Consider the following 11,839-nt stretch of genomic DNA (forward strand, 5'->3'; position numbering starts at 1 on the left):
AAATCCTCACTGAACCGCAACTGCAGGCGTGTTCCACAACACGATTGCAGCGGTCACCAGCAAATTGATCAGGGTCAGTGGCAGGCAGAATTTCCAGCTGAAGTCCATCACCTGGTCATAACGCGGACGCGGGATCGAAGCGCGCAGCAGGATGAACAGCATGATGAAGAACGCGGTCTTCAGTGCGAACCAGACGAAGGACAGTTGCGGCAGGATGCCGAACGGACCGTGCCAGCCACCGAAGAACAGGGTGACCAGCAGCGCCGAGATCAGGATGATGCCGATGTATTCACCGACGAAGAACATGCCCCATTTCATACCGGCGTATTCAATGTGGTAACCGTCGGCCAGTTCCTGTTCCGCTTCCGGCTGGTCGAACGGGTGACGGTGAGTCACAGCCACGCCAGCGATGAAGAAGGTACAGAAGCCGAAGAACTGCGGAATGATGAACCACAGGTTCTGCGCCTGGTACTCGACGATGTCGCGCATGTTGAACGAGCCGACCTGCACCACGATGCCCATCAGGGCCAGGCCCATGAACACTTCGTAGGACACGGTCTGCGCCGAGGCACGCAAGCTGCCGAGGAGGGCGAACTTGTTGTTACTCGACCAGCCGGCGAACAGCACCGCGTAGACCGACAGACCGGCCATGGCGAAGAAGAACAGCAGGCCGATGTTCAGATCCGCCACACCCCAGGTCGGGGTGATCGGGATGATCGCGAACGCGATCAGCAGGGCGGACATGGCCACCACCGGTGCCAGGGTGAAGATCACCTTGTCGGCAAACGGCGGGGTCCAGTCTTCCTTGAAGAACATCTTCAGCATGTCCGCTGCGATCTGGAACATGCCGAACGGGCCAACGCGGTTCGGACCGTAACGGTCCTGCCACCAGCCCAGCAGGCGACGTTCGACAAAGCTGAGCAACGCGCCTGCGACCACAACGGCCAGCAGGATCACGATGGCTTTGATGACCGTCAGGATCACATCGATCACTTCAGGGGTGAACCAGGTCATTGCGCTGCCTCCTGCAGACCATCAACGGATACGCCGGCGAATGCCGGTGGAATGCCGGCGATGCCCGCAGGCAATGCCACCAGACCTGCGCCCAGCTCTTCATTGATGCGCAGCGGCAGACGCAGGGTCTGGCCGGCAACGTTGAGGCTCAGCAGTGCGCCGTCGTTGACGCCCAGGCGATCGGCTTCGGACTTGGCCAGAGCAACGTAGGCCGCCGGGATGCGTTCCTGAACCGGAGCTGCTTTCGAAGAGTTCTCTTCGCTGCCGAACAGGTGGAAGAACGGCACGGCTTGCCAGGTACCCGGCGCCGGGTTGAACGCGCGTGGCGCTGCGGCGAACCAGTTCAGCGAATCACCGGTGCTTTCGATCAGGCGGGTGCCCGGATCGCCAGCGCGCAGATGACCACCGACTTCGTCCTGGAACTTGTTCCAGGCTTGCGGCGAGTTCCAGCCCGGCGACCAGGCGAACGGTACTTGCTGACGCGGTTCGGCGGAGCCCGAGTAACCTTCCATCGAGAAGGCGAACGCGGTGTCCTTGTCTTGCGGGGTGCGCGGTTCGTGAACGCTGATGTTGGCGCGCATTGCCGTGCGGCCGGAGTAGCGCAGCGGTTCACGGGCCAGTTTCATGCCTTTGATACGGAACGCGGCGGACGGTGCAGCATCAACGATGCCGGCCAGTTGCGCGGTGCTCGAGGCAACGGCGGAGGTGACGTGGTCGAGTTGCGTCCAGTCGATCGGCTGGTTCAGCAGGGTGGCGCGCAGGGCGTGCAGCCAGCGCCAGCCTTCGTGGACCAGAATGCTCGCGTCCATGTATTGCGGGTCGAAAACCTGGAAGAAGCGCTGGGCGCGACCTTCCTGGCTGACCAGCGTACCGTCGCCTTCAGCGAAGCTGGCAGCTGGCAGAACCAGATGCGCGCGATCGCTGGTGGCGGTCTTCTGGTGGTCGGCAACGATCACTGTTTTCGCAGCGTTCAGTGCCGCATCGACCTTGGCCTTGGCGGTACGGGTGTACAGATCGTTTTCCAGAACGACGATGGCGTCGGCCTTGCCGTCGATGACCGCTTGCAGCGCGGCATCAACCGATTCGCCACCGAGCATGGCCAGGCCGAGGCTGTTGGCTTCCGGCACGATCAGGCTGATCGAACCGTTCTTCTCGCGCAGTTTCAGGGCCTTGGCGATGTTCGCAGCCGCTTCGATCAGGGCTTTGGAGCCCAGCGAAGTACCGGCGATGATCAGCGGGCGCTTGGCGGCGAGCAGTGCATCGGCGATGCGCTTGGCCAGTTCCAGGGCTTCGGCGTCCAGACCTTCGACGGCCGGTGCGCTGGCGTCCAGGGCGTGAGCCACGGCGAAACCGATGCGGGCCAGGTCGTCCGGAGCGGCGTGTACACACTCTTCGGCGATGTCGTCGAGCTTGGTTTCAGCCAGGCTGGCGATGAACAGCGGGTTCAGCTCGTGCTGACCGATGTTCTTCACGGCGGCGTCGAGCCAAGGCTGGACGCGCATGGCTTCGGCCATGTCTTCGGCCTTGCCTTTTACCGACTGACGCAGAGCCAGGGCCATGCGGGCGGCGGTCTGGGTCAGGTCTTCACCGAGGACGAACACGGCGTCGTGGTCTTCGATGTCGCGCATGTTCGGCACTGGCAGCGGGCTGTCTTTCAGCACTTGCAGGACCAGACGGATGCGTTCCAGCTCGGAGGCTTCGATACCGGAGTAGAAGTGCTCAGCGCCGACCAGTTCACGCAACGCGTAGTTGCTTTCGAGGCTGGCTCGCGGCGAACCGATACCGACGATATTGCGACCGCGCAGCAGGTCGGCGGCTTTGTCCAGCGCGTCGTCCAGGCTCAGCTTGGTGCCGTCGGCCAGCAATGGCTGACGTGGACGGTCGGTGCGGTTGACGTAGCCATAACCGAAACGGCCACGGTCGCACAGGAAGTACTGGTTCACCGAACCGTTGTAACGGTTTTCGATGCGACGCAGTTCGCCGTAACGCTCGCCCGGGGAGATGTTGCAACCGCTGGAGCAGCCATGGCAGATGCTCGGCGAGAACTGCATGTCCCACTTACGGTTGTAGCGCTCGGAGTGAGTCTTGTCGGTGAACACACCGGTCGGGCAGACCTCGGTGAGGTTGCCGGAGAACTCGCTTTCGAGGGTGCCGTCTTCAACGCGACCGAAGTACACGTTGTCGTGGGCACCGTACACACCGAGGTCGGTGCCGCCGGCGTAGTCCTTGTAGAAACGCACGCAACGATAGCAAGCGATGCAGCGGTTCATTTCGTGGGAAATGAACGGGCCCAGTTGCTGGTTCTGGTGGGTGCGCTTGGTGAAGCGATAACGGCGCTCGTTGTGGCCGGTCATCACGGTCATGTCTTGCAGGTGGCAGTGACCGCCTTCCTCGCAGACCGGGCAGTCGTGCGGGTGGTTGGTCATCAGCCATTCGACGACACTGGCGCGGAACGCCTTGGATTCTTCATCGTCGATGGAGATCCAGGTGTTGTCGGTGGCCGGGGTCATGCAGGACATGACGATACGACCACGGGTGTCGTTCTCGTCGGTGTATTGCTTGACCGCGCACTGGCGGCAGGCCCCGACGCTACCAAGCGCGGGGTGCCAGCAGAAATAAGGGATGTCGAGGCCCAGCGACAGACATGCCTGTAACAGGTTGTCTGCCCCGTCGACTTCGAGCGCTTTGCCGTCTACGTGGATAGTGGCCATGGTTCAAAGGTCTTCGTTGGCCCGGTGTCAGCGGGCGTGGCTAATGGAATCTTGTTATCCGTCCGAATCCAGTCAGCCCCGAAAGGCGTCATCGGACGAAAGGCGAAGGGCACGGACCCTTCGCCTTTTTTTAAGCGTTTACGCGCCGACTACAATCGGCTTCGCCAGAGGCGGGACGGCGGCGCTTGCAGGCGCGATACCGGCTTCGAACTCTGGACGGAAGTATTTGATGGCACTGCCCAGCGGCTCCACGGCACCCGGTGCGTGAGCACAGAAGGTCTTGCCCGGGCCGAGGAAGTTGACCAGACCCAGCAGGGTCTCGATGTCGCCTGGCTGGCCGCGACCTTGTTCGATGGCCATCAGCAGCTTGACGCTCCATGGCAGGCCATCACGGCAAGGGGTGCAGAAACCGCAGGATTCGCGAGCGAAGAACTGCTCCATGTTGCGCAGCAGGGACACCATGTTGACGCTGTCGTCCACCGCCATGGCCAGGCCGGTACCCATACGGGTGCCCACCTTGGCGATGCCGCCGGCGTACATTTGGGCGTCGAGGTGTTCCGGCAACAGGAAACCGGTACCGGCGCCGCCTGGCTGCCAGGCCTTGAGCTTGTAACCGTCGCGCATGCCGCCGGCGTAGTCTTCGAACAGCTCGCGACCGGTCACGCCGAATGGCAGTTCCCACAGGCCAGGGTTCTTGACCTTGCCGGAGAAGCCCATGAGCTTGGTGCCCATGTCTTCGCTGCCGTCGCGGGCCAACGATTTGTACCAGTCCACGCCGTCGGCAATGATCGCCGGCACGTTGCACAGGGTTTCAACGTTGTTCACGCAGGTCGGCTTGCCCCACACGCCAACGGCGGCAGGGAAGGGCGGCTTGGAGCGTGGGTTGGCGCGGCGGCCTTCGAGGGAGTTGATCAGTGCGGTTTCTTCACCGCAGATGTAACGCCCGGCACCGGTGTGGACGAACAGCTCGAAATCGAAGCCGCTGCCCAGGATGTTCTTGCCCAGCAGGCCCGCTGCCTTGGCTTCTTCCACGGCACGGTTCAGGTGCTTGGCGGCGGTGGTGTACTCGCCACGCAGGAAGATGTAGCCACGGTAGGTTTTCAGCGCGCGGGCGCTGATCAGCATGCCTTCGATCAGCAGATGGGGCAGTTGCTCCATCAGCATGCGGTCTTTCCAGGTGTTCGGCTCCATTTCATCCGCGTTGCACAGCAGGTAACGGATGTTGATGGATTCGTCCTTGGGCATCAGGCCCCACTTCACGCCAGTGGGGAAGCCTGCACCGCCGCGACCCTTGAGGCCGGCGTCTTTCACGGTCTGGACGATGGCGTCCTGATCCATGTCGGCGAAGGCTTTGCGCGCAGCGGCGTAACCGTTCTTGGCCTGGTACTCGTCGAGCCATACGGCTTCGCCGTCGTCACGCAGGCGCCAGGTCAGCGGGTGAGTCTCGGCCGAACGCTGGATGCGGTTGGCCGGACCGAAAGAAGTCAGGGTCATACGTAGCCCTCGAGCAGTTTGGCGACGCCGGCAGGCTGGACATCGCCAAAGGTGTCGTCATCGATCATCAGCGCCGGTGCCTTGTCGCAGTTGCCGAGGCAGCAGACCGGCAGCAGGGTGAAACGACCGTCGGCGGTGGTCTGACCCAGGCCGATACCCAGGTTGTTCTGGATTTCGCTGACCACCGACTCGTGGCCGCCGATGTAGCAGACCATGCTGTCGCAGACGCGAATGATGTGACGGCCGACCGGCTGACGGAAGATCTGGCTGTAGAACGTGGCCACGCCTTCTACGTCGCTGGCCGGGATGCCGAGGATCTCGCCGATGGCGTACAGAGCGCCGTCCGGCACCCAGCCACGTTCCTTCTGAACGATCTTCAGGGCTTCGATCGACGCCGCGCGCGGGTCTTCGTAGTGATGCAACTCGTGCTCGATGGCCGAGCGCTCGGTTTCACTCAAGGTGAAACGGTCTGTCTGGATAAGCGTGCTGTTCATGCTTAGCGGTCCACGTCGGCCATAACGAAGTCGATACTACCCAGGTACGCAATCAGGTCCGCGACCATGCTGCCTTTGATCACCGAAGGGATCTGCTGCAGGTGGGCGAAGCTCGGAGTACGGATCCGGGTACGGTAGCTCATGGTGCCGCCGTCGCTCGTCAGGTAATAACTGTTGATGCCCTTGGTCGCTTCGATCATCTGGAAGGATTCGTTGGCCGGCATGACCGGGCCCCACGAAACCTGCAGGAAGTGCGTGATCAAGGTTTCGATGTGCTGCAGCGTGCGCTCTTTCGGCGGCGGCGTGGTCAGCGGGTGATCCGCCTTGTACGGGCCTTCCGGCATGTTGCGCAGGCACTGGTCGATGATCCTGACGCTCTGGCGCATCTCTTCGACGCGAACCATGCAGCGGTCGTAGGCATCGCCGTTGGCGGCCAGCGGTACTTCGAACTCGAAGTTCTCGTAGCCGGAGTACGGGCGCGCCTTACGCAGGTCGAAGTCGCAACCGGTGGAACGCAGGCCGGCACCGGTGACGCCCCATTCCAGGGCCTCTTTGGTGTTGTACTGGGCAACGCCGATGGTACGCCCCTTGAGGATGCTGTTCTGCAGGGCCGCCTTGGTGTATTCGTCGAGGCGCTTTGGCAGCCATTCAACGAAGTCTTTCACCAGTTTTTCCCAGCCGCGCGGCAGGTCGTGGGCGACGCCACCGATGCGGTACCAGGCCGGGTGCAGACGGAAACCGGTGATGGCTTCGATCACCGTGTACGCCTTCTGGCGGTCGGTGAAGGTGAAGAACACCGGGGTCATGGCGCCGACGTCCTGGATGTAGGTACCCAGGAACAACAGGTGGCTGGTGATCCGGAAGAACTCGGCCATCATGATGCGGATGACGTCGACCTTCTCTGGCACCTTGATGCCGGCCAGCTTCTCGACCGAGAGCACGTACGGCAGGTTGTTCATCACGCCGCCGAGGTAGTCGATACGGTCGGTGTACGGAATGAAGCTGTGCCAGGACTGACGCTCGGCCATCTTCTCGGCGCCACGGTGGTGGTAGCCGATGTCCGGAACGCAGTCGACGATCTCTTCACCGTCCAGTTGCAGGATGATGCGGAACGCACCGTGAGCCGAAGGGTGGTTCGGGCCGAGGTTGAGGAACATGTAGTCCTCGTTCGGGCCGGAACGCTTCATGCCCCAGTCTTCCGGACGGAAGCGCGCGGCTTCTTCCTCGAGCTGTTGCTTGGCCAGGTTCAGGCTGAACGGATCGAATTCGGTGGCGCGCGCCGGGAAGTCCTTGCGCAGCGGGTGACCTTCCCAGGTCGGCGGCATCATGATGCGCGACAGGTGAGGGTGACCTTTGAAGTCGATGCCGTACATGTCCCAGACTTCGCGCTCGTACCAGTTGGCGTTCGGCCAGATGCTGGTGACGGTCGGCAAGCTGAGGTCGCTCTCGGACAAGGCGACCTTGATCATCACGTCACTATTACGTTCCAGCGACATGAGGTGATAGAACACGGTGAAGTCGGCGCCCGATGGCAGCCCTTGACGCTTGGTGCGCAGACGCTCGTCCACGCCGTGCAGGTCATAGAGCATGACGTACGGCTTGGGCAGGTTGCGCAGGAAAGTCAGGACTTCAACGAGCTTGACACGGGCCACCCACAGCACCGGCATGCCGGTGCGGGTCGGCTGAGCGGTGAACGCTTCGGCGCCAAAACGGTTGTTCAGTTCGACGACCACATCCTGGTCGTCTGCCTTGTAAGGCGGGATGTACAGAGCACTGCCTGTAGTCATGGTTATTTTTTCGCTTTCGGTCAACGTAAAGAATGAAGCCAGCTTCTCGTTTCTTTGAAACAGATCTGGATCAGACTTCGTCAGGGCTACGCAGATTGGTGACTGCGATTCGCTGTTCGCGGCGCTGTTCCTTCTGCGAAGGCATGTCGGCGCGATAAACGCCTTGATCGCCAACGACCCAGGAAAGTGGGCGACGCTCCTGGCCAATGGATTCCTGCAACAGCATCAAGCCTTGCAGAAATGCTTCTGGACGGGGCGGGCAGCCAGGTACGTAGACGTCCACGGGCAGGAACTTGTCCACCCCTTGAACCACGGAGTAGATGTCGTACATGCCACCGGAGTTGGCGCACGAACCCATGGAGATAACCCATTTCGGCTCGAGCATCTGCTCGTAGAGACGCTGAATGATCGGCGCCATCTTGATGAAGCAGGTCCCGGCGATAACCATGAAGTCGGCCTGACGCGGTGATGCCCGGATAACTTCGGCGCCGAAGCGCGCGATGTCGTGGGGCGCCGTGAAGGCGGTGGTCATTTCCACGTAGCAGCACGAAAGACCGAAGTTGTACGGCCACAGGGAGTTCTTACGTCCCCAGTTGACCGCGCCACTCAGCACGTCTTCCAGCTTGCCCATGAAAATGTTTTTGTGGACTTGATCTTCTAACGGATCGGAAACGGTTTCCCGCTGGCCGATCGGATACTGCTCGTTAGGAGCATCGGGGTCGATTCTGGTGAGATTGTATTGCATTGCCAAAGCCTCATTGTTTCAGCTTCGCCTGCCGCTTGCGACGAGCTTCCGGAGCCCAGTCAAGGGCGCCCACTCGGAACAGGTAGACAAGACCTGCCAACAGAATTGCTATGAAAACGAGAGCTTCGACGAATCCGGTCCAGCCGCTTTCGCGGACGGACACAGACCATGCAAAGAGAAAGAGGGCTTCGATATCGAAGATCACGAACAGCATCGCGACCAGATAGAATTTGGCTGAGAGCCGCAAGCGGGCGCCACCGGTAGGTAGCATGCCGGACTCGAACGGTTCGTTTTTGCTGCGGCCCCAGGCTTTTGACCCGAGGAGGCTGGAGACGCCGAGCATGAAGGCGCACAGGCCGACTACACCCAGAAGGAAAATGGCAAAGCCCCAGTTGTGGGCCATGAGTCCTGTCGCTTCGGGCATGCTGGAAATCCTTAACAGAGAGCAAAGGTCTCTGAGCTTGATAAAGAAATAAGGCAGTGACGATATGTCGCAGCAATCAATCGCGCTGATTTTATGGCTAAACACCCTGCAAGTAAAATTCCTATAGCGAAATTATTTATTGGAATAAGGACATAGCGCACCTCTATGGCCCTGTAGCCCATGCGTTGCGGGCATTAGCCGGGATTTCACGAATTATGTTTTGTAGGAAATGTAACGAACATAGTTGCTGCTAAATGATAATTAATATCGTTTGGAGTGGTTTTGTAACTGTTTAGCGATTGGGCAGTTGGGAAGTTGTCTTATATCCGCGTTACTGCAAGTAGCGGCGGCGCCCGTTTTAACCGATTTTTGTGACGTGGATACCGCTCTGGATCAATGTTTCGCGTGAAAGGCTGTGCCAGTCCTGAGGCGATCAGCACGTCACAGGCAAAAAAACGCCCCGAACCAGTCGGGGCGTCAGTCTTTCGGCAATGCGGTTAGCTTTCTATACGGTCCGCAAAGGCCGTTTGCTCGGTGAAGTCGATCAGTGGAACTGTTCTTCTTCGGTCGAACCGGTCAGCGCGGTCACCGAGGACGTGCCGCCCTGGATCACGGTGGTCATGTCGTCGAAGTAGCCGGTGCCCACTTCCTGCTGGTGAGCCACGAAGGTGTAACCCTTGGCGGCGTCAGCGAATTCCTGCTCCTGCAGCTTCACGTAGGCGGTCATGTCGTTGCGGGCGTAGTCGTGCGCCAGGTTGAACATGCTGTGCCACATGTTGTGAATGCCGGCCAGGGTGATGAACTGGTGCTTGTAACCCATGGCGGACAGTTCGCGCTGGAACTTGGCGATGGTCGCGTCGTCCAGGTTTTTCTTCCAGTTGAAGGAAGGCGAGCAGTTGTACGACAGGATCTGGTCCGGGTATTCCTTCTTGATCGCTTCGGCGAAGCGACGGGCTTCTTCCAGGTCTGGTTTAGCGGTTTCGCACCAGATCAGGTCAGCGTATGGCGCGTAGGCCAGGCCACGGGCGATTGCCTGGTCCAGACCTGCACGAACCTTGTAGAAACCTTCCTGAGTGCGGGTGCCGGTTACGAACGGCTGGTCGTACGGGTCGCAGTCGGAAGTCAGCAGGTCGGCAGCGTTGGCGTCGGTACGGGCCAGGATGATGGTCGGTACACCGGCAACGTCGGCAGCCAGACGAGCAGCAGTCAGCTTCTGTACGGCTTCCTGGGTTGGCACCAGTACCTTGCCGCCCATGTGACCGCATTTCTTCACGGAAGCCAGCTGGTCTTCGAAGTGAACGCCGGCGGCGCCTGCTTCGATCATGCTCTTCATCAGCTCGTAGGCGTTCAGTACGCCGCCGAAACCGGCTTCAGCGTCAGCCACGATTGGCGCGAAGTAGTCGATGTAGCCTTCGTCGCCCGGGTTCTTGCCGGCTTTCCACTGGATCTGGTCGGCACGACGGAACGAGTTGTTGATGCGCTTGACTACGGTCGGAACCGAGTCCACCGGGTACAGCGACTGGTCCGGGTACATCGATTCGGCGGAGTTGTTGTCCGCAGCGACTTGCCAGCCCGACAGGTAGATCGCCTGGATACCGGCTTTAACCTGCTGCACAGCCTGGCCGCCGGTCAGGGCGCCCATGCAGTTGACGAAATCTTTCTCTGGGCGGAAGGACGGCTTGGCACCCTGGGTGACCAGGTTCCACAGCTTCTCGGCGCCCATTTTCGCAAAAGTGTGCTCTGGTTGAACCGAGCCACGCAGACGGACGACGTCAGCAGCGGAGTAATTGCGAGTCACGCCTTTCCAGCGCGGGTTTTCAGCCCAGTCTTTTTCAAGGGCTGCAATTTGCTGTTCGCGTGTCAGTGCCATGGAGATAAACCTCGTCGCGTCTTTATGAAAAGTTGTTCTGCGGTGGAAAATTCCTTGCGCTCGCTGACCAGAAGCTTAGGTGGTCAGGTCGGGTTCGGCGGGGCAGGCGACGGGATGAACGATGGGCTCGAGGGGAAGTGAGCAGGTAAAGGCGAACTGGCGGGCGCATTCGGGCGTCGTGGGCCTTTATACGAACTACAGTGTAAAGCCGGGTTACCTAATTACGCTTCCGTCCCTCGGGACAACTTCGTTCCAGTCGGCAACCTCGTCAAACACACCTTGTGGGCGGTACAGACACGAAACGGCTCGCGGGGATGGGTGCGAGCATCGCTTCGAAGGCCCTTGCCAGGGCCTCTGATTAGCGGGAGCGAGGCCATCATGCCTTCGCTTTTTTGGCTCGTCAAACGTTTTGTAGTGCTTTTTTTCAAGCACTACATCTTTCGTCTAATACGACTAATCAGTCAGTTTTCGGTGCTTTAGTCCAGCGTGTCGACTTTCACCCGCAACGTCATGTCATCCCGACCTTGAGTCGAGTAGCTGCGGGCCAGGCCCTGTTTGTCAGCCTGAGTCTCACGGTTCACGCCGGCCAGGGTGATCCATTCGCCCAGGCGTCCGGTGACAGTTGTGTCGGTGCTCTGCACGTTCACTACATCGGGACGTTCCTGGCTCATGCGGTCACGGTTGGTACTGATGGCCAGGTGAACGGTGTCGCCAGTGACGCTGGCGGTGACGTAGAAGCCTTGCGTGACGTTGCGATATTGGGTCTGGCTGCTGTAATCGCCGTAGGAGTTGGTCTGGCTGCTGGTGATCGGCACGCTCTGGCCGACCTGGATCAGGGCGGGCGCGCCCTCGCTGGCCTGAATCTGCTGAATGCCGCCGTCACGGCTGGCAGTGCTGTAGTTGATGATTCTGGTTTGCTGGTCGCCGGTGTTCTGCTGGTTGTTTTCGTTGGTGTCAACGGTAATCAGCAGGCGCTTGGGGGCGGTATCGAGCTGGGTGAGCAGGGCTTTCAATTCCTGGATCTTGTCCGGTTCAGCCTTGACGATCAGTTGATTGCCATAGGCGCTGACCTGGCCGTCCTTGCCGATGAAGTCCTGAGCTACCGGCAGCATGTCGGCGCTGGTGTGGTACTTGAGGGGCACGATTTCTGTGGCTGCCAGCACCGAAAAACTGCAACCGAGCAGCAGGGTGGTGAGCAGTGTGCGTAGGGACATGTCCGTTATCTCCGCTTTCGAAAGGCTTGATATTGCCAGTTTGTCGGCCCGGGGTGGGGCAAGTTGAATCCTAGACAGCAAAACGC

At 60.2% G+C, this 11,839-nt stretch carries 9 protein-coding genes; all 9 read right to left on the reverse strand.

Going from position 1 to position 11,839, the window contains the following annotated elements:
- Window positions 1-6 precede the first annotated feature (6 nt).
- The 9 genes from nuoH to ACKLNA_RS01810 all read right to left on the reverse strand — a co-directional run bounded on the left by nuoH (window position 7) and on the right by ACKLNA_RS01810 (window position 11,753).
- Window positions 7-1,014: an NADH-quinone oxidoreductase subunit NuoH gene (nuoH, locus tag ACKLNA_RS01770; protein ID WP_007951460.1), complete on the reverse strand. Its 1,008-nt coding sequence runs from the start codon at window positions 1,012-1,014 to the stop codon at window positions 7-9.
- Window positions 1,011-3,725: an NADH-quinone oxidoreductase subunit NuoG gene (gene nuoG / locus ACKLNA_RS01775; protein WP_248741015.1), complete on the reverse strand. Its 2,715-nt coding sequence runs from the start codon at window positions 3,723-3,725 to the stop codon at window positions 1,011-1,013. The genes nuoH and nuoG overlap by 4 nt, the downstream gene beginning before the upstream one ends.
- 138 nt (window positions 3,726-3,863) lie before the next feature.
- Window positions 3,864-5,219: an NADH-quinone oxidoreductase subunit NuoF gene (gene nuoF / locus ACKLNA_RS01780; RefSeq protein ID WP_064380702.1), complete on the reverse strand. Its 1,356-nt coding sequence runs from the start codon at window positions 5,217-5,219 to the stop codon at window positions 3,864-3,866.
- The gene (gene nuoE / locus ACKLNA_RS01785) at window positions 5,216-5,713 is read right to left on the reverse strand and encodes an NADH-quinone oxidoreductase subunit NuoE (protein WP_003223804.1); all 498 of its coding nucleotides are present in this window, start codon (window positions 5,711-5,713) and stop codon (window positions 5,216-5,218) included. The genes nuoF and nuoE overlap by 4 nt, the downstream gene beginning before the upstream one ends.
- Window positions 5,714-5,715: 2 nt before the next feature.
- Window positions 5,716-7,500 (reverse strand): NADH-quinone oxidoreductase subunit C/D, encoded by a 1,785-nt coding sequence (gene nuoC, locus ACKLNA_RS01790; RefSeq protein WP_408984669.1) that lies wholly within the window; start codon window positions 7,498-7,500, stop codon window positions 5,716-5,718.
- Window positions 7,501-7,570: 70 nt separating this feature from the next.
- Window positions 7,571-8,245 carry an NADH-quinone oxidoreductase subunit B family protein gene (locus ACKLNA_RS01795; protein WP_007951456.1) on the reverse strand — a complete coding sequence of 225 codons (675 nt, stop codon included), beginning with the start codon at window positions 8,243-8,245 and terminating at the stop codon, window positions 7,571-7,573.
- A 10-nt stretch (window positions 8,246-8,255) separates the two neighbouring features.
- Entirely contained in the window at window positions 8,256-8,669 is a 414-nt protein-coding gene (locus tag ACKLNA_RS01800) for an NADH-quinone oxidoreductase subunit A (protein WP_003223812.1), read from the reverse strand.
- A 544-nt stretch (window positions 8,670-9,213) separates the two neighbouring features.
- Complete coding sequence (aceA, locus tag ACKLNA_RS01805; protein WP_039767419.1) at window positions 9,214-10,539, reverse strand: isocitrate lyase; 1,326 nt, start codon at window positions 10,537-10,539, stop codon at window positions 9,214-9,216.
- 476 nt (window positions 10,540-11,015) lie between these two features.
- Window positions 11,016-11,753, reverse strand: coding sequence for a secretin N-terminal domain-containing protein (locus tag ACKLNA_RS01810; RefSeq protein WP_085712390.1), 738 nt, complete (start codon window positions 11,751-11,753; stop codon window positions 11,016-11,018).
- Between the last annotated feature and the right edge of the window lie 86 nt (window positions 11,754-11,839).

The sequence above is a fragment of the Pseudomonas sp. UV AK001 genome, assembly GCF_046097675.1.
GTDB classification, from domain to species: domain Bacteria; phylum Pseudomonadota; class Gammaproteobacteria; order Pseudomonadales; family Pseudomonadaceae; genus Aquipseudomonas; species Aquipseudomonas kribbensis.

Excerpts from the sequence above, each read along its gene's own strand:
- nuoH (WP_007951460.1), bottom strand. The coding sequence starts at position 1,014 with ATGACCTGGTTCACCCCTGAAGTGATCGATGTGATCCTGACGGTCATC.
- aceA (WP_039767419.1), bottom strand. The coding sequence starts at position 10,539 with ATGGCACTGACACGCGAACAGCAAATTGCAGCCCTTGAAAAAGACTGG.
- ACKLNA_RS01795 (WP_007951456.1), bottom strand. The coding sequence starts at position 8,245 with ATGCAATACAATCTCACCAGAATCGACCCCGATGCTCCTAACGAGCAG.
- ACKLNA_RS01800 (WP_003223812.1), bottom strand. The coding sequence starts at position 8,669 with ATGCCCGAAGCGACAGGACTCATGGCCCACAACTGGGGCTTTGCCATT.
- nuoE (WP_003223804.1), bottom strand. The coding sequence starts at position 5,713 with ATGAACAGCACGCTTATCCAGACAGACCGTTTCACCTTGAGTGAAACC.
- ACKLNA_RS01810 (WP_085712390.1), bottom strand. The coding sequence starts at position 11,753 with ATGTCCCTACGCACACTGCTCACCACCCTGCTGCTCGGTTGCAGTTTT.
- nuoG (WP_248741015.1), bottom strand. The coding sequence starts at position 3,725 with ATGGCCACTATCCACGTAGACGGCAAAGCGCTCGAAGTCGACGGGGCA.
- nuoF (WP_064380702.1), bottom strand. The coding sequence starts at position 5,219 with ATGACCCTGACTTCTTTCGGTCCGGCCAACCGCATCCAGCGTTCGGCC.
- nuoC (WP_408984669.1), bottom strand. The coding sequence starts at position 7,500 with ATGACTACAGGCAGTGCTCTGTACATCCCGCCTTACAAGGCAGACGAC.